Here is a 21717-nt window from a genome sequence, read left to right as displayed (position 1 = left end):
GGGCGGGGGAGAGGGGGGGCGCGGTCACGCCCGAATGCTATCAAGCGCAACCACCCGCGTCACGTTGCCGCGACACGGGCGGTCATGTCCTGACGGAATGGCCGGATTGCGGCGCCATGCCGATCCGGCCGCCTTGCGGCCCCGTCAGCGGTTGTTCAGTCAGCGGTTGTTCAGCAGGTTGGCGATCTCGGCCTCGGCCAGCAGCCAATGGTCCATCTCGCGCCCGTTCGGCCGGCCCTCGCGCTCCCAAATCTCATAGGCGCGCTCCTGCACCAGGCGGGTCTTCTGGCCTTGCAGCAGGCCTTCCGCGATGTGCATGTTGATGCGCGACAGCGAGACCATCTTGCTCGCCTCGATGGAGCCCTTGGTCGCTTCCATGGTGGTGACGGTCACGTACTGCGCGAGATTGCGCAGGTTCGCCTTCACCTCGGAGTCCAGGGTGTTCTCCTCGTTCTGGAGCACCGTCTTGATGGCGACCCAAAGGCGCAGGTTGTGGTCCAGCGCGTGGCTCGCCTTCTCCGGCGTGTCGGCCTCGACCAGCAGGCTGGCGGCGTGCAGCAGAGCGACCGCGTCCTGCTCGATCGCCGCGAAATTGGTGTTCAGGACGATTTCCGCCCCGGTGTCGGTGGCGAGCGCCTCGGCCGCTTCAAGCGACGGAGTGGCTTCGACGGTCTTTGCGGTGGCGGTCTTGCGCTTGGCCATGATCGAATCCCCGGCGTTGGTCCCCGAGGTCAATAGAACCAGCCGTCATTAACAAGTGGTTAAGGCGAGTATTGCCAACCCCTTTGCGCAGCCTGCGCGGCAGAGGACAGGCCAAGTGATTCGCGGATGGTCATGTTGCGCCGCAAAACAAACGGCCATGTCTCAGCGTCCGGTGAACGCCCCGAACGGCATGCGGTAATAGAGTCCGAAGACGTTGTTGGCCGGTGTGGCGGCGTCCGCGGTGGGGCCGCTGGTGTCGATGCGGCTGTAGCCCAGGCTGAAGCGGGCTTGGTTCTCGAACTGGTAGCCGAGTTCAAGTTGGGAGCGGAACTCGACCACGCTTCCCGCCGCCGCCGGATCGCGCGGGGTGATCGGAAGGGTTCCGGCGCCGAAACTGGGCGTGAAGACGAAGGACGATCCTCCCAGGGGAACGTCGATCAGGATGCCGCCCATGCCGTGCAGGTTGCCGCCCGGCGCGGCGGGGGCCAGGGACACCCAGGGGCGCACCTCCGCGTAGCCGTCGAGCTTGGGCAGGAGGGAGGAGCCGATGCGGATCTTGTTGTGCAGATCAGACACCTTGGTGTCCGGCGTTTCCCCCATGCTGTAGGCGAGGCCGCCGATCTTCCAGTCGCCGATCCGGTCTTCGGGCATGGACACGGTCTGCGCGCCCGCGGGACCGGAGAGCGCGAGGCCCGCCATGGCAACCACCAGACAGAGGCACGAGGTCCCATGACGCACGGCGGCCTGCTCCCGATCGATCGTTGACCGTCCTACTCCGGCTGCTCCAGCCTACCGCGTCCGATCCCGGCGCGGTTGTGGCATTACGCGTTGCACCGCACCCCCGCGCAAGCGCGTAACGGTGCTACTCCCAGATGTCGTGCGCGCCGCCGCCCGCGTCAATGGTGGCAGGGCCGCCCTGTTTGCGGGGCCTGGGCGGTTGGCGGGACTCATCGGGGACCGCGGCGGCGTGCTAGACTGCCGTCATGCAGGACCCCGCTTCCGATACGGCGCAGGACCCGACGCCGATGGTGGCCGCCTTCCTCGCCGATCCGGCGAGCCACGGCGGGGCGGCGGTGGAGCTTGTCGAAACCCACGCCGCCATCGTCTTCCTGGCCGGCAACCGGGCCTACAAGCTGAAGCGCGCGGTCCGCTACCCCTATCTGGATTATTCGACGGTCGAGCGCCGCCGCGCCTCCTGCGAGGAGGAGCTGCGCCTGAACCGGCGCACCGCGCCGTCGCTCTATCTCGGCCTGGACTCGGTGGTGCGGCGGCCGGACGGCGCGCTCGCCTTCGGCGGCGGGGCGGCGGCGGGTGGAACGGCGCTGGACTGGCTGGTCGTGATGCACCGCTTTCCGCAGGACGCCCTGCTGGACCGCGTGGCGGAGCGGGGCGCGCTCGGCGACGACCTGGTCCGCGGCCTGGCCGATGCGGTGACGGCCTTTCACGCGGCCGCCGAGCCGCGCCCGGACGGCGGTGGGGCGGCGGCGATGCGGGAGGTCGTGGAGGGCAACGTCGCGGAGTTGCGCGCCCGCCCGTCCCTGTTCGAACCGGAGCGTGTGGAGCGGCTGGCCGAGCGGTCGGCGGACGCGCTGGAGCGTCTGGCCCCGCTGCTGGAGGACCGGCGGCGCTGCGGCTTCGTCCGGCATTGCCACGGCGACCTGCATCTGCGGAACATCGTGCTTCTCGAGGGAAGGCCGGTCCTGTTCGACGGCATCGAGTTCGACGAGCGGCTGGCGGTCATCGACGTCGCCTACGACCTCGCCTTTCTGCTGATGGATCTGGAGCGGCGGGGGCTGCGCCCGCAGGGCAACGCCGTGCTCAACCGTTGCCTGGACGCGACGGAGGACTACGGAGCCCTGGCCCCGCTGCCCCTGTTCCTGTCGGCGCGGGCGGCCGTCCGCGCCAAGATCGCCGCGACCACGGCGGCGCTGCGCCCCGGCGCCGATGCGGCGCGGAGGGCGGAGCGGGAGGCGGTGACCTATCTGGAGCGGGCGGTGGCGGCGCTGGAGCCGCCGCCGCCGCGGCTGGTCGCCGTCGGCGGCCTGTCCGGCAGCGGCAAGACCCGGCTGGCCCGCGCCCTGGCGCCGTCGCTGGGGGCGTCGCCGGGCGCCGTCGTCCTGCGCTCCGACGCGCTGCGCAAGCGCCTGTTCGGGGTCGGGGAGACGGAGCGGCTCCCCGCGGACGCCTACACGCCCGCGGTGACGGAGCGGGTCTATGCCGGGCTGCTGGAGCGGGCGCGGACCGTGCTGGCCGCCGGGCACGCCGTGGTGCTGGACGCCGTCCATGCCCGGCCGGAGGAACGGTCCGCCGCCGCCCGTCTTGCGGCGGACGCCGGCGTCCGATTCGACGGGATCTGGCTCGACGCGCCGCTGGACGCGCGGGTCGCCCGCATCGCCGCCCGCCGTGGCGACGCGTCGGACGCCACGGCGGAGGTGGCCGAGCGGCAGGCTGTCTATGATCTGGGCCCGATTGAATGGCTGCGCACGAATGCTGGCAGGGATGCGGGGGAAACGCTTGCGGCCGTGCTGGAGCGACTGGTGTAATTCCAGGTGGAACGGGCGCCGCCGGCTCCCCATGGTCTAGTATAAGGGCGGCGCGGCGCTGGAAACGGTGCATCCAGCCGCCGTTCCGACAGGCACCGTCCAGAAGATGGGCCGGCGGAAACGGCCCGGGGGGAGATCATGTCACTCAAGACGATCCTTGTGCCGCTGGCCGGACTCGACGGCGACACGGTGGCGCTGAACGCCGCGCTGAAGATCGCGCGCGAATTCGACGCCCATGTCGACGCCCTGTTCGTGTCGCTGGACCCGCGCGACGCCGTGCCCATGCTGGGCGAGGGCATGTCCGGCGCGATGGTCGAGGAGATCATGCGCGCCGCCGAAGGGGAGTCGAAGACCCACCTCCACACCGCCCGCCGGACCTTCGACGACGTGATCCGCGCCGCGGACATCGAGCTGCGCGACATGCCCACCGGCGTCGAGGCGCCGACCGCCCAGTGGCGGGAGGAAACCGGCCGCGTCGAGGAGGTGGTGCCGCGCGAGGGACGGCTGGCCGACCTTCTGGTCTTCGCCCACACCACGCTGGACAGCAACACCCAGGCCTACGCCACGGTGGAGAGCGCCCTGCTGGGGGCGGCCCGCCCGCTGCTGCTGGCGCCCGCCACCCTGCCGGACGAGATCGGGCGGACGGTGGCGCTCGCCTGGAACGGCAGCCCCGAATCGGTGCGCGCCCTGGCCGGGGCGATGCCCTTCCTGACCGGCGCGGACACCGTCCATGTGCTGACCGCCGAGACGTCCAACACCCAGGCTGCGGCAGGTCGTCGCATCGCCCACTATCTCGCTTGGCACGGCGTTAACGTTCAGGTAACCATATTGAAGCCGGGATCGGAACCCGTCGGCCAAGCCATCGTGAACAAGGCCGCGGAACTTGGGTCCGACCTCCTCGTGATGGGGGGCTACGGGCACAGCCGGATGCGGGAAATGATCCTGGGTGGCGTGACCCGCTATGTGCTGAATCACGCCGGACTGCCCGTGCTGATGGCCCACTGACGACGGGGCCGCTCTTTCAAAACAGCCGGGCTTCTTCGATCCGACGCGCGGCGCCGCGATGACGGGCGCCCTCCACGCCGATGGTTTTCAACCACAAGGGCCACCCGGACTCCGGTCCGGGCAAGGCCCGGCAATCGGGAAGGAAACGCGCCATGTTGACGATCGACGATTGCATCGCGCTCAGCGATCTGACCGAAGCGGAAATCGACGCCATCGCGGAGCATGAGCATCTGCCGGAAATCCTGGCGGTGGAACTGGGCTGCTGCCTTGCCCACGACGCCGAAGGCATCCGGCGGATCGCCCGCATCATCCGCGAGGACATCGAACGGGCCCGCAGCCATGGGCAGACCGTCCACGCCCGTCATCTGACGGTCGTCCTGGACGGCTTCGTGCACGAGCATCCGGCCCTGTAGCCGCCGCCCTGCGGGGGACGTCGACAGGAAGGAAACGCCCCACCCGCGCCGTGACGGCGGGTCGGGAAGCGGGGAGGCGCGGAACAACCGGCCCCCCGTCCGGTTGGCATTGGCGGGTTCGCGTCGGGGGGACGGCGGGGAGCGCGCTTGGCGCGCTCCCCCAACCGTCTGGAACACCGCGACGCGCTCTGTCTTGTTCCGCCGCCAGCAAAGGACGAACGCCCGTGACCTTGAAAACCATCCGCCTCGAACTGGCCCGCACCGCCGACCATCCGGAAGGCAGCGCGGAGCATGGCTATGAATTCACCGCGCCGCTGACCGCGGACGGCCACCTCGACCTTGAGGAATGGCGCAGCCGGAAATCGGCCTGCACGGTCCGCCGCTTCTGGCGCGGGGAGGACGAGCAGACCGGCCATCTCGCCCATCGGGGCAAGGGATGGCTGTTCGATTACGACGCCGACGACAGCGACGACGACGAACCGATCTTCCGCTTCGACCGTCACACGCTGGTGGAAGGGGAATACATTTCCATCACCGAGCATGACGGGGTGCAGCGCCCCTTCCGCGTCGTGTCCGTCCGCTGAGCGCCGGCGGGTGTCCGCGGTGGCATGCCTGTTCCGCCTGCCCGTTCCGGACCCGCAGCGCCCTTCCGCCCGGTCAGGCGGCCAGACGTTCCTCGCGGTCGCGCAAATTGCGCCCGACCTGTTCGAGGAGTTCGCGAAGCGTCTCGGCGGTCATGCCGTCGCGCGTCATCAGGGCGACGATGATGGGCTCGTCCAGGATTTCCGACAGGGTCGGAGCCGTCAATTGGTCCATGTTAACCCTCCCTGTTCATTCCGGCCGGCCTTGATGGCGGCGTCGTTTCCATTGTACGCAAGATACGGTATTTCGCAACAATGATGCGCCGCGAAATAAACTATCACAGTCGACGCAAGGGTAAAAAAGCGCTGACTGTTCTTGCCTGAACACGGCGGCGATGCCTACGCCGGCAATGGGGGTACCACGATGGAAGGGCGCGCGGGCTCAGCGGCCCGCGTCGCGGCTTCGCGTGAGCGTGACTCCGGACCCGGCGGTGTCGGGAAGCAGGGACGAAAGCTCCACGTCGACACGCACCTGGCGCACCTTCGGGTAGGCCAGGCACAGATCGGCGGCGCGGTCGGCCAGATAGTCGGGACCGGGCAGTCCCTCCTGCGCGCACAGCCGGCGCAAATCCTCGACGATGTCCTCGTAGGACATGACGGCGGCGATGTCGTCGGGGAAGCTCAGGCCGGGGTGGCTGACCTTCAACTCCAGGCTGATGTGGACGGTGGGGCGCCCGGAGCGCCCGGCGACCGACACGATCGCCGTGAAGTCACGCAGCAGGATGGTGTAGGTCGCCGCCGCGCCGGACAGGTCGGCGCCGAAGGGTCGGGAAACTGGGTCTCGGGAAACTGGGTCGTTGGCCAAAAAAAGCATCTCCTGGCGGGTGGCGGCCCTGGTCCATGCCCCCGCCAGGGGGTGGCCGCCTCGTCGCTGCGCCGTGCCCACTATAACGCAGGCGCCCGCCTGTTCGGCAAGGTCAGACCGTCACCGGAAGCTCCGTGCCGGTGCGGACCACCGTGTCGCGGCCTGGGACGGTGGCCAGCAGATCGTCGACGCTGCGCGCAATGGCCGGGTGCTGCAGATCGCCCGCGATGTCGGCGAGGGGGGCCAGCACGAAGGCGCGCTCCGCGATGCGGGGATGGGGGATCTCCAGCTCCGGCGCGTACATCACCAACTCGCCATAGAACAGGATGTCGATGTCGATGGGGCGTGGTCCAAAGCGGAGGCCGCCTTTCAGGTCGCGGCCCATCTCCGCCTCGATGCTCTTGACGTGGCTCAGGAGTTCCCATGGGCCGAGCGCCGTCTGGGCGCGCAACACCATGTTCAGGAAGGCCGGCTGGTCGGTCACGTACATCGGGGCGGTTTCGTAGACGGGCGACGCCAGAGTGACCCGGGCCTGCGGGGCAAGTCGCTGCTGCGCCGCCGACAGATTGGCGGCCCGATCGCCCAGATTGCTGCCAAGCGCAAGGTAGACCGTGGTCATCGCAGAACCGTCGCTAGTCGAAACCATACCCGTGTCAGTCATACCATGATCCTCCGTTCCATCAACCGTCAAAGCGCCATCACATCCAAAAGCCGTCGCAGCCAAAAGCCGCCACAGCCAAAAGCCGTCACATCCAAAACCGGCATTCCGTCCCCCGGAGTGGGCCTGGTCGGGGGCGGCGGGAGCACGCTCCGGTTTAGGTAGCCGGCTTTCTCCGGGAACCGCAAGCGGTGGGCGGGGTTGTGCCAGTCGTGCGATGATGCGTGGGAGGACGAGGGTCATGATGCTTCGGCATGTCGGAACGGCGGCGCTTCTCGGTCTGGCCGCGGCGCTTCTGGCGTCCTGCGCCACGGGACCGGACCCGCAGATCGCCCAGCGCGCCCAGACCGAACTGGTCGGGATGCCGAAGGAGCGGCTGTTCGCCTGCGCCGGGGTTCCGGCGCGGCAGGCCCAGGCCGGCGGGCGGGAATACTACACCTACGTGTCCGATCCCGGCGTCGCGGTCAGCCCGCTCGGCGGCAGCAGCATCGGGGTCGGTGGCTTCGGAGGGGGCGGGTCCAGCGGCGTCGGCCTCGGGCTGGGGTTTGGCCTCCCGCTCGGCTCCTCCTCGCCCGGCCTGTGCGAGGCCACTTTCGTCCTGGGGCCGAGCGGGGTCGTGGAGCAGGTGTCCTATCCCGGCAACGCGTCGCTGTCCGCCTGCACGACGATCGTCCAGAACTGCGTTCCGCCCGCCCCGCGCTGAACGGTGCCTTCCTGGCTGAAAGGGGGACTGTCGCCGGTCGCGGCCTTGCCGTATCGTCCGGCTATGGCTTGGCTGTGAGAACAAGGCAGGGGAGGACAACGGCATGGACATGAGCGGCAGCCAGCGCATCACGGCCCCGCGCGACAAGGTCTGGGCGGCGCTGAACGATCCGGACATCCTGCGCCAGTGCATTCCCGGCTGCGAGGAGGTGCAGAAGACCTCCGACACGGAATTCACCGCGAAAGTGGTCGCCAAGGTGGGACCGGTCAGCGCCAAGTTCTCCGGCAAGGTGACGCTGTCGGATCTCGACCCGCCCAACGGCTACACCATCACCGGCGAAGGCTCCGGCGGGGCCGCCGGCTTCGGCAAGGGCGGCGCCAAGGTCTCGCTGGAACCCGACGGCGAAGCGGCGACGGTCCTGTCCTACACCGCGCACGCCACGGTCGGCGGCAAGCTGGCGCAGATCGGTTCGCGTCTGGTGGACGCGACGGCGCGCAAGATGGCCGACGATTTCTTCAACCGCTTCACGGCTGTGGTGGGCGGACCGCCGCCCGAGCCGGCTCCCGCTTTGGTTGAGGAGCCTGTCGCGCGGAGCGCCGCGGCCCCGCAACCGGTCACGCCCGCCGTGGCGGCTCCCGCCCCGGAAATTCCGATTCCGCTTCCCGCCGCCCGCGGGCGCGGCGGCTTCTATGTGCCCTGGGCGGCGCTGGTCGTGGTGGCCGTTCTTGTCCTTCTTCTCGCCTGGATGAAATAACCCGTATTTGGTGTTTGTGCTTTGGGCGCGACACGTTGGGGGGTTGGCCTTAACCACAGAATGTGTATGCTGCGCCCGAACCTGCCGGCTCAAGAACGCCGGCCTCATCCGGAAGGGGGAATCTGACCAATGAACAAGCATATCCTGGGCGCCGCCCTGATCGCCGGCATTGCCATGGGCGCGGGCGCCGCGCAGGCCGCTGACGCCGCCGCCGGTAAGGACGTCTTCAAGCAGTGCATGGCCTGCCACACCGCGGAGCAGGGCAAGAACAAGGTCGGCCCGTCGCTGTTCGGCGTCGTCGGCCGCCCGGCCGCCTCGATCGACGGCTTCAAGTATTCCAAGCCGATGCAGGAGAAGGCCGCCGGCGGTCTGACCTGGACCCCGGACAACCTGAAGGCCTACATCACCGCCCCGAAGGAAGTCGTTCCGGGCGGCACGATGGCCTTCGCGGGCATCAAGGACGCCGGCAAGGTGGACGATCTGATCGCCTTCCTGGGTGAGCAGAAGTAAAGACGCCCGCGTTTCGGCGCGGGGTGGGGAAGGGCCGGAGGGGAAACCCTCCGGCCCTTTTCTTTTGGACCGACCGGCTTTGGGTCAGCCGGCGGCCTCCAGGCTCTTGCTCGCCACTTCGAAGACGTCCGGCGACAGGCCCGGCGTGGCGACGATGCGCTCCAGTTCGGCCTTCATCAGGGCGCGGCGCGGCGCGTCGTAGCGGCGCAGGCGCGAGAAGGGGCCGACCATGCGGGCGGCCACCTGCGGGTTCATCGGGTCGAGCCGCAGGACCTGGTCGGCGAGGAAGCGATAGCCCGCTCCGCTGGTGTCGTGGAAACGCACCGGGTTGCCGCCCGCGAAACCGCCGATCAGGGCGTAGACCTTGTTCGGGTTGCGGATCTCGAAGGCGGGGTGGGAGAGCAGGGCGGTCACCCGTTCCAGCGCGTCGGGCCGGTGCGAGGTCGCCTGCACGCCGAACCACTTGTCCACGACCAGCGCCTCGCCCTTCCAGCGTTCGTAGAACGCGGCGATGGCCTCGTCCCGCTCCGGAGCGTTGGAATTGCTGAGGAACTGGAGCGCCGCCATCACGTCGGTCATCGCCTGGGCGCCGCGATACTGGCCGAGGCAGAGGCCGAGCGCCTCCTCGTCCTCCAGCGCCATGAGGTAGGCGAGGCACAGATTCTTGAGAGCCCGCCGCCCGATGGCCGCGGCGTCCACCGAGAAGGGCTCGTTGCCCGCGTTGCGGCGGTGGGTGTCCAGCCAGCCGGGCCGCAGCGCCTCGGCCAGCCGGCGGCGGGCGAACTCGCGCACGGCGTGGATGGCGTCGGGGTCGATCACCTCCATCTGCGTGCCGAGGTAGCTCTCGGTCGGCAGCACCAGGGCCTGCGCGGCGAAGGCCGGGTCCTGGTCGGCGTCCTTGAGGACGGCGCCCACCGCGTCGATGAAGCTCTGGGGCAGCGCCAGCTCCCGCCCGGCCTGCCGGTCGGCGACGAGGGAGAGCAGCAACCGGGTCGCCAGCGTCTGCCCGGCCTCCCAGCGGTTGAAGGCGTCGCTGTCGTTGGCCATCAGGAAGGTCAGGTCACCGTCCGTCAGGTCGGCCCGCAGCTTCACCGGGGCGGAGAAACCGCGCAGCAGCGACGGCACCGGGCGGGCCGGCACGTCGACGAACGTGAAGGTCTGCTCGGCCTCGGTGATGTGCAGGGTGTGGCTGGCGCCAACGGGTTCCGCCTCGCCGGTCAGGCGCAGCGGCAGGTCCGCCCCGTCCGGACCGAGCAGGCCCATGACCAGCGGGATGTGCATCGGCTCCTTCACCGGCTGGCCGGGGGTGGGCGGCACGGTCTGCTTTACGGTCAGCCGGTAGGTCTTCGCGGCGTCGTCATAGGCGCCGCTCACGTCCAGCTCCGGCGTGCCGGCCTGCCGGTACCAGCGCTTGAACTGGGTCAGGTCGACGCCGGTGGCGTCGGACATCGCCGCGGCGAAGTCGTCGCAAGTGACCGCCTGCCCGTCGTGGCGCTGGAAATACAGGTCCATGCCCTTGCGGAAGCCCTGCGGCCCCAGCAGCGTGTGGTACATGCGGATGACTTCCGACCCCTTGTCGTAGACGGTGGGGGTGTAGAAGTTGTTGATCTCCACATAGCTGTCCGGGCGCACGGGATGCGCCATGGCGCCGGAATCCTCGGGGAACTGCACGGTGCGCAGGCGCTGCACGTCGGCGATGCGCTTGACCGCCCGCGAGTTCATGTCACTGGAGAATTCCTGGTCGCGGAAGACGGTCAGCCCTTCCTTCAGCGACAGCTGGAACCAGTCGCGGCAGGTGACGCGGTTGCCGGTCCAGTTGTGGAAATACTCGTGCGCCACCACCGCCTCGATGCCCAGGAAGTCCTGGTCGGTGGCGGTTTCCGGCTTCGCCAGGATGTATTTGGTGTTGAAGACGTTGAGGGACTTGTTCTCCATCGCCCCCATGTTGAAGTCGCCGACCGCGACGATGTTGAAGATGTCGAGGTCGTATTCCAGACCGAACACCTCCTCGTCCCAGCGCATCGACTTGATGAGCGAGCGCATGGCGTGGTCGACCTTGTCCTCGTTCCCCGGCTCCACATAGATGCGCAGGGTGACGTCGCGGCCAGACGCGGTGCGGAAACGGTCCTCCTGGTGAACCAGCGTGCCGGCGACCAGGGCGAACAGGTAGCAGGGCTTGGGGAAGGGGTCCTCCCACACGGCGCGGTGGCGCCCGTCGGGCAGGTCGCCGGAGTCCACCAAGTTGCCGTTGGACAGCAGCACCGGATAGCGCGCCTTGTCCGCGGTGATCGTGGTGGTGTAGCGGGCCATCACGTCGGGCCGGTCGGCGAAATAGGTGATCTTGCGGAAGCCCTCGGCTTCGCACTGGGTGCAGAAGTTGCCGGAGGACTTGTAGAGCCCCTCCAGCGCGGTGTTCTCCTGCGGCTTGATGCGGACGACGGTTTCCAGCGTGAAGGTCTCCGGCACGCTGTGGACGGTCAGATGGTCCGGCGTGACGGTGTAGTCGGCATCGCCCAGCGGCTGCCCGTTCAGCGCCACGGACACCAGTTCCAGCCGCTGCCCGTCCAGCGTCAGCGGCAGCGCCGCCGCGTCGTCGCGCGCCGGGTTGCGCCGCAGCCCGAGCTGCGCGCGGACCGTGGTCGCCTCCTCGCCGAGGTCGAAGAACAGATCGACCGTGTCGATCAGATGCGCGGGCGGGCGGTAGTCCTGCAGGCGGATGGCCTTGGGCGTGCCTTTGTCCATGGGGCTTTTCTCTAACCTTGTTTTGGCCGTGTCGGCGTCGCGGGGACGGACTCTAGCATGGAGAGTGGGGACGCGGGACGCCGTTGGACAGGGGGTGTTCCCCAACGGGAATCAATGGTGTCGCGCTGGGGTGCCGCGCTTGTCGGCGATGTGGAGCGTGACTATCATGAAGCGCGGAGGTGGACGATGGGCAAAACCGTTCGTGTGAATGCCGAAATCAGCGAGGACCTCAACGCCAGCCTGCAACGGCTTGCGGATGAGCATGGCTGGTCCAAGGATGTTTTGATCGAACAGGCGTTGCAGGCCTTTGTCCGCACCGAAGAACAGTTTGCAGCCGCGGTTCAGGACGGCATCACCGCTTGGCAGGCCGGCGATACGGTCGAGCATAGCGATGTCATCGCGGATTTCGAACGCCGCTATGGCCGAGCCCAATGAAGCAACCCCGCTGGACGCAACCGGCGCGGAACGACTTCCTTGGCATTTGTGAGTGGATCGAACGGCAGAATCCTGGCGCGGCGGGGATCGTTGGCCGCAAAGTGCTGGACGCTGTTGAGCGCATCGGCGGCACGCCCAGGATCGGGCGGACCGGACGTGTCCCAGGAACGCGGGAACTGGTGATTCCTGGCCTGCCTTACATCATCGTCTATCTGATCGATGGAGACGGGCCGGACGACGCCGTTGCCGTTCTCCGCATCATTCACGGCGCCATGCGTTGGCCTGACGAATAAAGAAGCCCCTGTTCAAACCGTACAGGGGCTTCTTTCAACGGCGATCCGTAACCTCAAACGTGGAAGCTCTCGCCGCAGCCGCAGCGGCCCTTCTCGTTCGGGTTCTTGAAGACGAAGCCGGTCTGGAACTTGTCGTCGACGTAGTCCATCTCGCTGCCGATCAGGAACATCACGGCGGCGGGGTCGATCAGGACGGTGACGCCCTTGTCCTCGACCACCTCGTCGAACTTCATCTTTTCCTTGGCGTACTGCACGTCGTAGCTGAGGCCGGAGCAGCCCTTCGCCTTCACGCCGATGCGCAGGCCGATGTAATCGTCGGTCGCCTTCGACATCAGCATCCGCACGCGCTCCGCGGCGGCGTCGGTGATGGAAAGGGCCTTGGGGAGAGAGGTCGTGGAAGCCGTGGCCATGGGGATCTTCGCCTCCTTAAAACATATCCAGTTGGACCCGCGCGACCTCGGACATCATGTCCTGGCGCCAGGGCGGTTCCCAAACCAGTTCCACCTTGCATGTGGTGACGTCCTCGACGGACTCAACCGCCTGCTGCACCTGCATCGGCAGTTCGCCGGCCACCGGGCACATGGGGCTGGTCAGGGTCATGTCGATCTCGACCTCGTTGTTCGGGCCGATGTCGACGCGGTAGATCAGGCCCAGTTCCCAGATGTCCACGGGGATTTCCGGGTCGTAGCAGCTCTTCAGCGCCGAGATCACCGCCTCGCTCAGCGCGGCGCGCGGATCGTAGGCGGCCTTGGCCGCCGCCATGTCCGCTTCGGTCTGGTTCATCGGCCTGGCCTCCGCGGCGTCGGCGTCCTTGGAGATCGCGTCATCGGGCATCGCGTTTCACCGTTTCCTGCAACTTACTCGCTGCTCGCCTTGTCCTCGCCTTCGATGGCCGCGTTCATCGCGTGCCAGGCGAGGGTGGCGCATTTCACGCGCACCGGGAACTGACGGACGCCGGACAGCACCATCAGCCGTTCCATGGCGTCCTCGTCCACCGGGCCGTGGTCGCCATGCTCGTGGTCGTCCTTGGTGCACAGGTCGTGGAAGGTCTCGAACAGGGCCTTGGCCTCCGCCTCGGTCTTGCCCTTGACCACCTCGGTCATCATGGACGCGCTGGCGGTGGAGATGGCGCAGCCGCGGCCCTGGAAGGCCACATCCTCGACCACCCCGTCCTTCAGCTTCAGATAGACCATGAAGCGGTCGCCGCACATGGGGTTCTCACCCTTGGCCTCCCGGTTGGCATCGTCGGGATGCCGGAAGTTCCGGGGGTTCTTGCCGTGGTCCAGGATCACCTCCTGGTACAGCTCGCGCAGTTCGTCCATCATGCTCCGAAGAACTCCTTCACCGCGATCACCGATTCGACCAGAGCGTCGGCTTCCGCCCGCGTGTTGTAAAGGGCGAAGCTGGCCCGCGCCGTGGCGCCGACCCCGAAACGCTCCATCAGCGGCTCCGCGCAGTGGCGGCCGACCCGCACGGCGACGCCGTACTGGTCCACGATGGTGCCGAGGTCGTGCGGGTGCACGCCCTCCAGCGTGAAGGAGATGATCGGGCCCTTGCCCGGCGCGGTGCCGTAGACGCGCAGGCCGTCGATCTGGGAAAGCTGCTGCGTGGCGTACTGGAGCAGGTCATGCTCGTGCGCCGCGATGGCCTCGCGGCCCAGCGATTCCATGTAGTCCAGCGCCACGCCCAGCCCGATCACCTCGGTGATCGCCGGGGTGCCTGCCTCGAAGCGGGCCGGCGGGGCCTTGAAGGTGGTGCCTTCGAAGCTGACGCTCTCGATCATGTCGCCGCCGCCCTGGTAGGGGGGCATCTTCTTCAGCAGATCGTACTTGCCGTACAGCACGCCGGTCCCGGTCGGTCCGTACAGCTTGTGGCCGGTCATGATGTAGAAGTCGGCGTCGATGTCCTGCACATCCACCACGCCGTGCACCGCGGCCTGGCTGCCGTCGAACAGCACCGGCACGCCGCGCTCGTGCGCCATGCGGGCGATGATCTTGGCCGGAGTCACCGTGCCCAGCACGTTGGAGCAGTGGGTCATCGCCACCAGCTTCGTGCGGTCGGACAGCAGGTCCTCGTAGGCGTTCAGGTCCAGCACGCCGTGTTCGTCCACCGGGACGACGCGGATGCGGATGCCCTTGTCCATCTGGAGGAGCTGCCACGGCACGATGTTGGCGTGGTGCTCCATGACCGAGACGATGATCTCGTCGCCTTCCGACAGGAAGGTCCGGCCATAGCTGTGGGCGACGAGGTTGACGGCCTCGGTCGCGCTGCGGGTGAAGACGATGTTGCGCTCCGACGGGGCGTTCAGGAAGCGGGCGACCTTGCGGCGGGCCTCCTCGAACTGGTCGGTCGCGGTCTGCGACAGGAAATGGACGCCCCGGTGGATGTTGGAATAATCCTCCTCCAGGAAGCGGGTCATGGCGTCGATGACCTGCCGCGGCTTCTGCGCGGAGGCGGCGCTGTCCAGATAGACGAGCGGCTTGCCGGGCTTGCCCTTCCGCTCGTGCACGCTGCGCGACAGGATGGGGAAGTCGGCGCGGACGCGCTCGACATCGAAGGTGGGGGCGGAGGTGGGGAGGGCGATCTGGGTGTCCATATCCGGGTCCCTCCTCAGCGCGCGTTCTGCCAGTTGGCGACGTAGCTCTGGAAGGCGTCGCGGACGCTCTCCTCGGCGATCTCCTCCAGTGCTTCGGACAGGAAGGCGCCGATCAGCAGGCCGCGCGCCGTGTCCTTGTCGATGCCGCGGGCGCGCAGGTAGAAGAGCTGGTCGTCGTCCAACTCGCCCACCGTGGCGCCGTGGCTGCACTTCACGTCGTCGGCGTAGATCTCCAGCTCCGGCTTCGCGTCGATCTCCGCCGTGTCGGAAAGCAGGAGCGCGCGGTTCTGCTGGTAGCCGTCGGTCTTCTGCGCGTTGGGGCGCACGATGATCTTGCCCTGGAAGACGGCGCGGGCCTGGTCGTCGATCACGCCCTTGTAGACCTCGCGGCTGGTGCAGCAGGGCTTGGCGTGGTCGATGAAGGTCGTGGTGTCGACATGCTGGCCGCCGCGCACCATGTAGGCGCCGCTGACATGCGTGTCGCCTTCCTCGCCGTCGAGGACGCTGGTCACCTCGTTGCGCGACAGCTTGGCGCCGATGGTCAGGATGAAGTTGTCGTAGATGCCCTTGCCCGCCACCTTCGCCGCGGTGTGCGACAGGTGGAAGGAGTCCGTGTGCTCGCGCTGGACCTTGTAATGGTGGACCGACGCGCCCGCGCCGACGAAGACCTCGGTCACGCCGTTCGACAGGGTGGTGCAGGAGCCCAGGCCGACGTGATGCTCGACGATCACGGCGCGGGACTCCGCCTCGGCGACGATCAGGCCGCGCGGGTGGAAGGCGGTCGGCTGCGCCTCGGTGCCGACGGAGACGAAGACCAGCTCGATGGTCTCGTCCACCGTGACGCCGCGCGGCACATGCAGGACCGGGCCGTCCGCCAGGAAGGCGGTGTTCAGCGCGACCAGCGGCTGATCGTCGGGGGCGGCGATGCGGCCCAGATGCTCGGCCACCAGATCGGGCTTGCGCGTCAGGGCGTCGGCGAGATTCAACAGTTCGACACCCGCCGGCAGGCCGGCGGTGGAGGACAGCTCCGCCCGGAAGCGGCCGTCCACGAAGACCAGCCGCGGCCCGGTCGCGCCGTCCGCGCGCACGGTCGGCAGCAAGTCGAAGCGGACGGCCTCGCCGGCGTCCGTGGCCGGCTGGAAGGACAGCTTGTCGAGCGCGCGCAGGTTGGTGTAGCGCCAGGACTCGTTCTTGACGGTCGGCAGGCCGAGCGCGGCGAAGCGGTCATGGCCCTGGCCGCGCAGGTCGGTCAGCCAGGACAGGCCGGCGCCGGGCAGGCCGTCCTTGACCCGGTCGAACTGCTCCAGGAAGGGCTTGGCCGCCGCCGGGTCGTAGCCCCGCGGCGCCTTGGTGAGGGTTGTCGTCGCCATGGTCAGGCCGCCTCGTTCACGCCGAACTCGGCGTAGCCGTTCTTCTCCAGCTCCAGGGCCAGCTCCTTGCCGCCGGAGCGCTGGATCTTGCCGAAGGCCAGCACATGGACATGGTCCGGCACGATGTAGTCGAGCAGGCGCTGGTAGTGGGTGATGACCAGCATCGACCGCTCTGGCGAGCGGAGCGCGTTCACGCCCTCGGCGACGATCTTCAGCGCGTCGATGTCCAGGCCGCTGTCCGTCTCGTCGAGGATGGCGAATTTCGGCTGGAGAACGGCCATCTGGAGCGTCTCGTTCCGCTTCTTCTCGCCGCCCGAGAAGCCGACGTTGACCGCGCGCTTCAGCATCTCGTCGGTCATGCTCAGCGCCTTGGTCTTCTCGCGCACCAGCTTCAGGAACTGCATGGCGTCCAGCTCCGGCTCGCCGCGCTTCTTGCGGATGGCGTTCAGGGCGGACTTCAGGAAGGTGGTGTTGGCGACGCCGGGGATTTCGACCGGATACTGGAAGGCCAGGAACAGGCCGGCGGCGGCGCGCTCCTCCGGTTCCATCTCCAGCAGGTCCTTGCCGAGGAAGCTCACCGAGCCCTCGGTGATCTCATAGCCGTCGCGGCCGGCCAGCACGTAGCTGAGCGTGCTCTTGCCCGAGCCGTTGGGCCCCATGATGGCGTGCACCTCGCCCGGGTTGATCGTCAGGTCGATGCCCTTGAGGATTTCCTTGCCGTCCACCGAGGCGTGCAGGTTCTTGATCTCGATCATCGTTTCTTCTTCCTTCGCGATACGGTGGGCGGTCAGCCGACGCTGCCTTCGAGGCTGATGCCGACGAGCTTCTGGGCTTCCACGGCGAACTCCATGGGCAGCTCCTTCAGCACTTCCTTGCAGAAGCCGTTGACGATCAGCGACACGGCGTCCTCTTCCGACAGGCCGCGCTGGCGGCAGTAGAACAGCTGGTCCTCGCTGATCTTGGCGGTCGTCGCCTCGTGCTCGACGCGGGCGGTGCGGTTGCGGTTCTCGATGTAGGGCACCGTGTGGGCGCCGCACTGGTCACCGATCAGCAGGCTGTCGCACTGGGTGTGGTTGCGGGCGCCCTCCGCCTTCGGCAGGATCTTGACCAGCCCGCGATAGGTCTGCTGCGCACGCCCGGCGGAGATGCCCTTCGACACGATGGTCGAGCGGGTGTTCTTGCCGATGTGGATCATCTTGGTGCCGGTGTCGGCCTGCTGGAAGTTGTTGGTGATGGCGACCGAATAGAACTCGCCCACCGAATTGTCGCCCTGCAGGATGCAGCTCGGATACTTCCAGGTGATGGCCGAACCGGTCTCCACCTGGGTCCAGGAGATCTTGGAGTTGCGGCCGCGGCAGGCGCCGCGCTTCGTCACGAAGTTGTAGATGCCGCCGACGCCCTCGGCGTTGCCCGGATACCAGTTCTGGACCGTCGAATACTTGATCTGCGCATCGTCCAAAGCGACCAGCTCGACCACCGCAGCGTGCAGCTGGTTTTCGTCGCGCTGGGGCGCCGTGCAGCCTTCCAGATAGCTGACGTAGCTGCCCTCATCGGCGATGATCAGCGTCCGCTCGAACTGGCCGGTGTTGGCCTGGTTGATGCGGAAGTAGGTCGACAGCTCCATCGGGCAGCGCACGCCCTTCGGGATGTAGACGAAGCTGCCATCGGTGAAGACCGCGCAGTTCAGCGTCGCGTAGAAATTGTCGGTGTAGGGCACGATGGAGCCGAGATACTTCTGGACCAGCTCCGGACACTTGTGCACGGCCTCGGATATGGAGCAGAAGATGATGCCCATCTCCTCCAGCTTGGCCTTGAAGGTGGTCGCGACCGAGACGCTGTCGAACACGGCGTCCACGGCGATGGCCGGGCTCTTGCCCTCGGCCCCCTCGACGCCGGCCAGGATCTCCTGCTCGCGCAGCGGGATGCCCAGCTTCTCGTAGGTCTTCAGCAGTTCGGGATCGACCTCGTCCAGCGACTTCGGGCGGTCCTTGGTCTTGGGCGCGGCGTAGTAGTGCGCGTCCTGATAGTCGATCGGCGGGTAGGACAGCTTCGCCCAGTGGCGCGGCTCCTCCATCTCCTGCCAGACGCGGAACGCCTTCAGGCGCCATTCGAGAAGCCACTCCGGCTCCTCCTTCTTGGCGGAGATGAAGCGGACGGTGTCCTCGTTCAGGCCCTTGGGCGCGACATCCGATTCGATGTCCGTCGTGAAGCCGTACTTGTACTTCTGCTCCGTGACGGCGCGGACCTGTTCGACGGTTTCGGTCGTGGCGGCCATGCTTGTCTCTCGTTCCCTGAAAGCGTTGTCCGATGAAGGCGCCGAAACGTCAGACGGCGGCGCGCCGTGCCGGGCTGGGGCCGGCTCCAATGCTGTCGAGCGGGCCGGGTGGTCCCTCCGCCCAAGCGGGCGGTCCCATCATGTCGGCCAGCGTCACCTGTTCCAGCGCGCCGCGGATGGCGCTGTTGACCTTTTCCCAGCCGCCGCGCATCGGGCACAGGCGCTGGACGCCGCACTGGCTGTCGCCGCCCTCGACACAGGCGGTCAGCGCGATCGGGCCGTCGAGCGCCGTGATGATCTCGGCGATAGAGATTGCATCGGCGGCGCGGCTGAGCGCATAACCACCCGCGGCGCCGCGGTGCGAGGTCGTGAGGCCCGCCGGGGTCAGCGTCTTCATGAGCTTGGCGACCGTGGGGGAGGGCACGCCCGTGCGCTCCGCCAGATGGGAGACGGTGTGAACCGTACCCACATGGCGCGCCATTTCGCTCATCACGACGATGGCGTAGTCGGTCAGCTTGCTCAGCCGGATCATGACCACCCCGATACAGGACTAAATTGGTCCTGATTAAGTGGCCATCATAGGACCTTTGTCAAGCGGAACCGGCGCCGGATAACCGGGAAAAACACTCGGGTATAAGGATGGCAGGACTGCGCGCGGCGCACGCTGCGGCGAACTGTCGCGGACGGTGCGCCACGGACGGAAACCATGCGGGGCGGTCGGACAAAGAAAAACCGGCCCCGCGGTCGAAGCCGCGGGGCCGGTGCGGAGCTCGAAGGGAGCCGTGAACGGGACCGGATCAGCCCGGCTTGCGCACCTCGTCCCGCGCCGCGTCGCTGGCCGCGCTCACCGCGTCGCCCACCTCCTCCTTGGCGGCTTCGACCGCCGCGCGGGCGGCGCGGGTGCCGCGGTCCATGGCGTCACGGGCCATCTCCTTGGCGCGGTGCGCCGCCTCGTCGGCGTACTCGCCGACCCAGCGGTCCTCGTAGCGGGAGGACGGGATGCTGGCGCCCAGCGCGGCGCCGAGCGCGACGCCCATCATGCCGGCCACCACCGGGTGGTCGTCCACCATCTCCCAGAAACGTCCGGTCGCGCTGTGCAGCCGGTCCGAAGCCCGGAAATGGCTGGCGCCGCCATGGTTGCCGATGTGGCTGTCCACGCGGCTGCTCATGTCCCGGCGCATGTGGTGCGCCCGATCGCGGGCGTGATCGGTCAGGTCATGCGCCCGGTCGCGGGCATGGTCGGCCAAGCCGCGCACGCGGTCGCCGGCCTCGTCCACGGCGTCGCTCGCCCGTTCGTAGACGTGGCCCGCGGCGTCGCTGGCGCGCTCGTAAGCGTGGCTGGCGGCCTCGCGCACGCTGTTGCCGGCGCTGTAGAAGGTGTCGCGGGCGTACTGCGCGGCGCTGCCGGCGCGATCGCGGACGTTGTGCATCGTGCCGCTGCGCGCGATGCGCCGGTCGTAGCCGGAGGCGGTCAGGGCCAGCCAGCCCAGACCGATGCCGATCATGGCGAGCGGGATCGGGTTGCTGCGCATGGTCTCGCCGACCGAGTGAGACCGCTGGTGGGTCTGGTTGCGGATCGGTTCGTAATAGCGGTCCTGGGCGCGTTCGCCGTAGCCGCCGGGGGTGCTGTGCATCCGGTTCATGGTCTGCTCCATCAGGTGACGGGGGGCGAGCCGCGCAGTCTTGCGCTTCAGCACCTGGATCGTGTCGCCGATCCTGGCTTGGCGTTCGCGGATCTCCCGTTGCATCGCGTCGTAGTCGCGGGGCGTTCCGCGCCCCTTTTCACCGCCGTTTTCAGATCCGTCGTTCATGGGTCGCTCATCGCGCGAGCTGGGAACGGGCCCAGCGCTTGTCGTCCCGAAGCGTCTGGATGGTGCGCTGCGGCTGGAGATTCTCCGGGCTGAGCCGCTTCTTGCCGATCATCGCCAGCACGCCGCCGATGACCAGAACGAGCGCCCCGACGATGACGGCGGCCAGCCAGGGCTCGACCACCTTCGACAGGGCGAGCACCGCCGCGGCCAGCAGCACCAGAACGCCAGCGAAGGCGATTAGCCCTCCGGCGACGACATAGGCCGCCCCGCCCGCCGCCTGTCCGGCCTTCTCGGTCAGTTCGGCCTTGGCCAGTTCGATTTCGGTGCGGGCGAGGTTGGTGGTTTCGCGCGCCAGATCGGCGAACAGGCCGGCGATGGGTCGGTCTTGCCGCGGATCGTAGGAACGGTCCTCCGCAGCGCTCATGGTTTGGTCCCCTGGATCGGCGAGCCGGATACCGGCTTGTTGGCATCGGAGGCGGCCCCCGTCGGCGTGCTGGAGGCGGTGCCGGGGGGCGTGCCGGCGACCAGTTCGGCGGCGTCACGCGCGCGGGCGGCGGTGGTCGCCGCGGTGGCGGCGTTGAGCGGGCGCGGGCTTCCCTGATGGGGAGCAATCCCGCCCCCCGCCCCGCTCCCGGCCGCGGTCATGGCCGCGGCCGAGGTCGTGCTGCGGGGATTGCCGGCCAGATCGTGGTCGGTGCGCAGAGCTTCCTGCCCGGTGCGGTCCGCACCCCGCAGACCGAAGTCGCGGTAATCGTGATGGTCCCGATCATGGTCGTGGCGGGCGCGGTCATGGCGGCCGTAGCCGCCCGTCAGGTGCGACGACGACGCGCCGCGAAATCGCCGCTCCCCCGAGCTTTTCACGAAGCGAGCGACCAGGAAGCCGACGGCGAAGGCCGCGCCCACGAACACCTCCGGCTGGCGCCGCGCGAAGCGTTCCACCTGCCCGACCATGTCGTCGACACTGGAGTTGCGGAGCATGTCGGCCACCCGCTCCACCCGGTCGGCGGCCTGCCCGGCGTAATGGGCGGCGGTGCCGTTGTTCTCCTCGTTCAGCTGTTCCGCGGCCTTGTGCAGGGCGTTGGCGACGCTGCCCAACTGGTCGGCGGCGCGGTCCGTCTGCATCTCCAGCAGCGAGCGGATGCGACCCTGGGCGGCTTCGAGGGTGTCGCGGCCGGCATCGGCGGCTTCGCCGGCCATGCGGTTCATATCGTCCGAGGATCCCCGGTGCTGCGAACGGTCGTTGCTCAATCCACTGCTCAATCCACTCTTCGCCATCGGGTCCGGCGTCTTGCGGTTCGGTTCGCCGGTGCCCAACGTATCGCGGTCTGCCATCTGTTTTCCTCCTCGGGGGTCGGCTGCGGATGTGTCCCGGCCAGCAGCCTGCGGCAATTTGCCGCGCTCTGCGGCGTCCGATCTCGGGAATCAAACACCCTCATGGGCATCGGAGTTCCGGGGTGTGTA

At 68.2% G+C, this 21717-nt stretch carries 26 protein-coding genes; 9 read left to right on the top strand and 17 right to left on the bottom strand.

The annotated features are described in order from the left end of the window. Nucleotides 1-159 precede the first annotated feature (159 nt). Nucleotides 160-702, bottom strand: a complete 543-nt coding sequence (locus tag DXK32_RS09445; RefSeq protein WP_114858279.1) for a DUF2934 domain-containing protein — start codon at nucleotides 700-702, stop codon at nucleotides 160-162. A gap of 162 nt (nucleotides 703-864) precedes the next feature. Further along, nucleotides 865-1401: an acyloxyacyl hydrolase gene (locus DXK32_RS09440; protein WP_247877071.1), complete on the bottom strand. Its 537-nt coding sequence runs from the start codon at nucleotides 1399-1401 to the stop codon at nucleotides 865-867. Between the two features lie 284 nt (nucleotides 1402-1685). On the opposite strand from DXK32_RS09440, the gene DXK32_RS09435 reads away from it, so the two are divergent. From DXK32_RS09435 to DXK32_RS09420, 4 genes are all read left to right on the top strand, one after another. After that, nucleotides 1686-3245 carry an AAA family ATPase gene (locus DXK32_RS09435; RefSeq protein WP_205215681.1) on the top strand — a complete coding sequence of 520 codons (1560 nt, stop codon included), beginning with the start codon at nucleotides 1686-1688 and terminating at the stop codon, nucleotides 3243-3245. Between the two features lie 138 nt (nucleotides 3246-3383). Continuing rightward, nucleotides 3384-4250, top strand: a complete 867-nt coding sequence (locus DXK32_RS09430; RefSeq protein WP_114858264.1) for a universal stress protein — start codon at nucleotides 3384-3386, stop codon at nucleotides 4248-4250. A gap of 152 nt (nucleotides 4251-4402) precedes the next feature. Beyond that, on the top strand, nucleotides 4403-4663 hold the full coding sequence (locus tag DXK32_RS09425) for a hypothetical protein (RefSeq protein ID WP_114858263.1): 261 nt from the start codon (nucleotides 4403-4405) through the stop codon (nucleotides 4661-4663). A 224-nt stretch (nucleotides 4664-4887) separates the two neighbouring features. Beyond that, on the top strand, nucleotides 4888-5247 hold the full coding sequence (locus tag DXK32_RS09420; RefSeq protein WP_114858262.1) for a hypothetical protein: 360 nt from the start codon (nucleotides 4888-4890) through the stop codon (nucleotides 5245-5247). A gap of 73 nt (nucleotides 5248-5320) precedes the next feature. Here DXK32_RS09420 and DXK32_RS32605 read toward each other — a convergent pair whose 3' ends face one another. The 3 genes from DXK32_RS32605 to folK form a co-directional block, all read right to left on the bottom strand. Continuing rightward, nucleotides 5321-5479: a hypothetical protein gene (locus tag DXK32_RS32605; RefSeq protein WP_205215680.1), complete on the bottom strand. Its 159-nt coding sequence runs from the start codon at nucleotides 5477-5479 to the stop codon at nucleotides 5321-5323. Nucleotides 5480-5686: 207 nt separating this feature from the next. Beyond that, complete coding sequence (locus DXK32_RS09415; protein WP_247877070.1) at nucleotides 5687-6109, bottom strand: dihydroneopterin aldolase; 423 nt, start codon at nucleotides 6107-6109, stop codon at nucleotides 5687-5689. Nucleotides 6110-6221: 112 nt separating this feature from the next. Then, on the bottom strand, nucleotides 6222-6728 hold the full coding sequence (gene folK / locus DXK32_RS09410) for a 2-amino-4-hydroxy-6-hydroxymethyldihydropteridine diphosphokinase (RefSeq protein WP_114858261.1): 507 nt from the start codon (nucleotides 6726-6728) through the stop codon (nucleotides 6222-6224). Between the two features lie 280 nt (nucleotides 6729-7008). On the opposite strand from folK, the gene DXK32_RS09405 reads away from it, so the two are divergent. The 3 genes from DXK32_RS09405 (at nucleotide 7009) to DXK32_RS09395 (ending at nucleotide 8734) form a co-directional block, all read left to right on the top strand. Continuing rightward, nucleotides 7009-7470, top strand: coding sequence for a hypothetical protein (locus DXK32_RS09405; protein ID WP_114858260.1), 462 nt, complete (start codon nucleotides 7009-7011; stop codon nucleotides 7468-7470). A 103-nt stretch (nucleotides 7471-7573) separates the two neighbouring features. Further along, on the top strand, nucleotides 7574-8224 hold the full coding sequence (locus DXK32_RS09400) for an SRPBCC family protein (RefSeq protein ID WP_114858259.1): 651 nt from the start codon (nucleotides 7574-7576) through the stop codon (nucleotides 8222-8224). Nucleotides 8225-8353: 129 nt separating this feature from the next. After that, nucleotides 8354-8734: a c-type cytochrome gene (locus DXK32_RS09395; RefSeq protein WP_114858258.1), complete on the top strand. Its 381-nt coding sequence runs from the start codon at nucleotides 8354-8356 to the stop codon at nucleotides 8732-8734. A gap of 84 nt (nucleotides 8735-8818) precedes the next feature. Here DXK32_RS09395 and pepN read toward each other — a convergent pair whose 3' ends face one another. Then, entirely contained in the window at nucleotides 8819-11476 is a 2658-nt protein-coding gene (pepN, locus tag DXK32_RS09390) for an aminopeptidase N (protein WP_114858257.1), read from the bottom strand. A 114-nt stretch (nucleotides 11477-11590) separates the two neighbouring features. Between pepN and DXK32_RS09380 the strand changes: the two genes are divergently transcribed. Both DXK32_RS09380 and DXK32_RS09375 read left to right on the top strand, forming a co-directional pair. Beyond that, the gene (locus DXK32_RS09380) at nucleotides 11591-11911 is read left to right on the top strand and encodes a CopG family ribbon-helix-helix protein (protein ID WP_162801122.1); all 321 of its coding nucleotides are present in this window, start codon (nucleotides 11591-11593) and stop codon (nucleotides 11909-11911) included. Next, nucleotides 11908-12204, top strand: coding sequence for a type II toxin-antitoxin system RelE/ParE family toxin (locus DXK32_RS09375; RefSeq protein WP_114858254.1), 297 nt, complete (start codon nucleotides 11908-11910; stop codon nucleotides 12202-12204). Before DXK32_RS09380 ends, DXK32_RS09375 begins: the two co-directional genes overlap by 4 nt. Before the next feature lie 53 nt (nucleotides 12205-12257). Here the strand turns inward: DXK32_RS09375 and DXK32_RS09370 are convergent, their stop codons facing one another. The 11 genes from DXK32_RS09370 to DXK32_RS09320 all read right to left on the bottom strand — a co-directional run bounded on the left by DXK32_RS09370 (nucleotide 12258) and on the right by DXK32_RS09320 (nucleotide 21588). Then, on the bottom strand, nucleotides 12258-12614 hold the full coding sequence (locus DXK32_RS09370) for a HesB/IscA family protein (RefSeq protein WP_114858253.1): 357 nt from the start codon (nucleotides 12612-12614) through the stop codon (nucleotides 12258-12260). A gap of 16 nt (nucleotides 12615-12630) precedes the next feature. Continuing rightward, nucleotides 12631-13038, bottom strand: a complete 408-nt coding sequence (locus DXK32_RS09365) for an iron-sulfur cluster assembly protein (protein ID WP_114858252.1) — start codon at nucleotides 13036-13038, stop codon at nucleotides 12631-12633. A 23-nt stretch (nucleotides 13039-13061) separates the two neighbouring features. Further along, nucleotides 13062-13529 (bottom strand): Fe-S cluster assembly sulfur transfer protein SufU, encoded by a 468-nt coding sequence (gene sufU, locus DXK32_RS09360; RefSeq protein WP_109069516.1) that lies wholly within the window; start codon nucleotides 13527-13529, stop codon nucleotides 13062-13064. Beyond that, a complete protein-coding gene (locus DXK32_RS09355) occupies nucleotides 13526-14800 on the bottom strand; it encodes a cysteine desulfurase (RefSeq protein ID WP_114858251.1) in 1275 nt (424 codons plus the stop codon). The genes sufU and DXK32_RS09355 overlap by 4 nt, the downstream gene beginning before the upstream one ends. A gap of 14 nt (nucleotides 14801-14814) precedes the next feature. Continuing rightward, nucleotides 14815-16170 carry a Fe-S cluster assembly protein SufD gene (gene sufD, locus DXK32_RS09350; RefSeq protein ID WP_114858250.1) on the bottom strand — a complete coding sequence of 452 codons (1356 nt, stop codon included), beginning with the start codon at nucleotides 16168-16170 and terminating at the stop codon, nucleotides 14815-14817. 2 nt (nucleotides 16171-16172) lie between these two features. Further along, on the bottom strand, nucleotides 16173-16925 hold the full coding sequence (gene sufC, locus DXK32_RS09345) for a Fe-S cluster assembly ATPase SufC (protein ID WP_114858249.1): 753 nt from the start codon (nucleotides 16923-16925) through the stop codon (nucleotides 16173-16175). A 32-nt stretch (nucleotides 16926-16957) separates the two neighbouring features. Further along, nucleotides 16958-18445, bottom strand: coding sequence for a Fe-S cluster assembly protein SufB (gene sufB, locus DXK32_RS09340; protein ID WP_114858248.1), 1488 nt, complete (start codon nucleotides 18443-18445; stop codon nucleotides 16958-16960). 49 nt (nucleotides 18446-18494) lie between these two features. Further along, entirely contained in the window at nucleotides 18495-18977 is a 483-nt protein-coding gene (locus tag DXK32_RS09335) for an SUF system Fe-S cluster assembly regulator (RefSeq protein WP_109069511.1), read from the bottom strand. 265 nt (nucleotides 18978-19242) lie between these two features. Next, complete coding sequence (locus DXK32_RS09330) at nucleotides 19243-20256, bottom strand: hypothetical protein (RefSeq protein ID WP_114858247.1); 1014 nt, start codon at nucleotides 20254-20256, stop codon at nucleotides 19243-19245. Between the two features lie 7 nt (nucleotides 20257-20263). Continuing rightward, nucleotides 20264-20680, bottom strand: a complete 417-nt coding sequence (locus DXK32_RS09325) for a phage holin family protein (RefSeq protein ID WP_114858246.1) — start codon at nucleotides 20678-20680, stop codon at nucleotides 20264-20266. Continuing rightward, complete coding sequence (locus tag DXK32_RS09320) at nucleotides 20677-21588, bottom strand: hypothetical protein (protein WP_114858245.1); 912 nt, start codon at nucleotides 21586-21588, stop codon at nucleotides 20677-20679. Before DXK32_RS09320 ends, DXK32_RS09325 begins: the two co-directional genes overlap by 4 nt. Nucleotides 21589-21717 lie beyond the last annotated feature (129 nt).

It is taken from the genome of Azospirillum brasilense, from assembly GCF_003349955.1.
GTDB classification, from domain to species: domain Bacteria; phylum Pseudomonadota; class Alphaproteobacteria; order Azospirillales; family Azospirillaceae; genus Azospirillum; species Azospirillum brasilense_B.
This window is presented reverse-complemented; position numbering and strand designations above follow the sequence as displayed.

Excerpts from the sequence above, each read along its gene's own strand:
- DXK32_RS09370 (WP_114858253.1), bottom strand. The coding sequence starts at position 12,614 with ATGGCCACGGCTTCCACGACCTCTCTCCCCAAGGCCCTTTCCATCACC.
- DXK32_RS09380 (WP_162801122.1), top strand. The coding sequence starts at position 11,591 with ATGGTGTCGCGCTGGGGTGCCGCGCTTGTCGGCGATGTGGAGCGTGAC.
- DXK32_RS09440 (WP_247877071.1), bottom strand. The coding sequence starts at position 1,401 with ATGGCGGGCCTCGCGCTCTCCGGTCCCGCGGGCGCGCAGACCGTGTCC.
- DXK32_RS09435 (WP_205215681.1), top strand. The coding sequence starts at position 1,686 with ATGCAGGACCCCGCTTCCGATACGGCGCAGGACCCGACGCCGATGGTG.
- sufD (WP_114858250.1), bottom strand. The coding sequence starts at position 16,170 with ATGGCGACGACAACCCTCACCAAGGCGCCGCGGGGCTACGACCCGGCG.
- DXK32_RS32605 (WP_205215680.1), bottom strand. The coding sequence starts at position 5,479 with ATGGACCAATTGACGGCTCCGACCCTGTCGGAAATCCTGGACGAGCCC.
- folK (WP_114858261.1), bottom strand. The coding sequence starts at position 6,728 with ATGACCACGGTCTACCTTGCGCTTGGCAGCAATCTGGGCGATCGGGCC.
- DXK32_RS09325 (WP_114858246.1), bottom strand. The coding sequence starts at position 20,680 with ATGAGCGCTGCGGAGGACCGTTCCTACGATCCGCGGCAAGACCGACCC.
- DXK32_RS09330 (WP_114858247.1), bottom strand. The coding sequence starts at position 20,256 with ATGAACGACGGATCTGAAAACGGCGGTGAAAAGGGGCGCGGAACGCCC.
- pepN (WP_114858257.1), bottom strand. The coding sequence starts at position 11,476 with ATGGACAAAGGCACGCCCAAGGCCATCCGCCTGCAGGACTACCGCCCG.
- DXK32_RS09430 (WP_114858264.1), top strand. The coding sequence starts at position 3,384 with ATGTCACTCAAGACGATCCTTGTGCCGCTGGCCGGACTCGACGGCGAC.
- DXK32_RS09395 (WP_114858258.1), top strand. The coding sequence starts at position 8,354 with ATGAACAAGCATATCCTGGGCGCCGCCCTGATCGCCGGCATTGCCATG.
- DXK32_RS09425 (WP_114858263.1), top strand. The coding sequence starts at position 4,403 with ATGTTGACGATCGACGATTGCATCGCGCTCAGCGATCTGACCGAAGCG.
- DXK32_RS09405 (WP_114858260.1), top strand. The coding sequence starts at position 7,009 with ATGATGCTTCGGCATGTCGGAACGGCGGCGCTTCTCGGTCTGGCCGCG.
- sufC (WP_114858249.1), bottom strand. The coding sequence starts at position 16,925 with ATGATCGAGATCAAGAACCTGCACGCCTCGGTGGACGGCAAGGAAATC.
- DXK32_RS09355 (WP_114858251.1), bottom strand. The coding sequence starts at position 14,800 with ATGGACACCCAGATCGCCCTCCCCACCTCCGCCCCCACCTTCGATGTC.
- sufU (WP_109069516.1), bottom strand. The coding sequence starts at position 13,529 with ATGATGGACGAACTGCGCGAGCTGTACCAGGAGGTGATCCTGGACCAC.
- DXK32_RS09335 (WP_109069511.1), bottom strand. The coding sequence starts at position 18,977 with ATGATCCGGCTGAGCAAGCTGACCGACTACGCCATCGTCGTGATGAGC.
- DXK32_RS09320 (WP_114858245.1), bottom strand. The coding sequence starts at position 21,588 with ATGGCAGACCGCGATACGTTGGGCACCGGCGAACCGAACCGCAAGACG.
- DXK32_RS09365 (WP_114858252.1), bottom strand. The coding sequence starts at position 13,038 with ATGCCCGATGACGCGATCTCCAAGGACGCCGACGCCGCGGAGGCCAGG.
- DXK32_RS09375 (WP_114858254.1), top strand. The coding sequence starts at position 11,908 with ATGAAGCAACCCCGCTGGACGCAACCGGCGCGGAACGACTTCCTTGGC.
- DXK32_RS09400 (WP_114858259.1), top strand. The coding sequence starts at position 7,574 with ATGGACATGAGCGGCAGCCAGCGCATCACGGCCCCGCGCGACAAGGTC.
- DXK32_RS09445 (WP_114858279.1), bottom strand. The coding sequence starts at position 702 with ATGGCCAAGCGCAAGACCGCCACCGCAAAGACCGTCGAAGCCACTCCG.
- sufB (WP_114858248.1), bottom strand. The coding sequence starts at position 18,445 with ATGGCCGCCACGACCGAAACCGTCGAACAGGTCCGCGCCGTCACGGAG.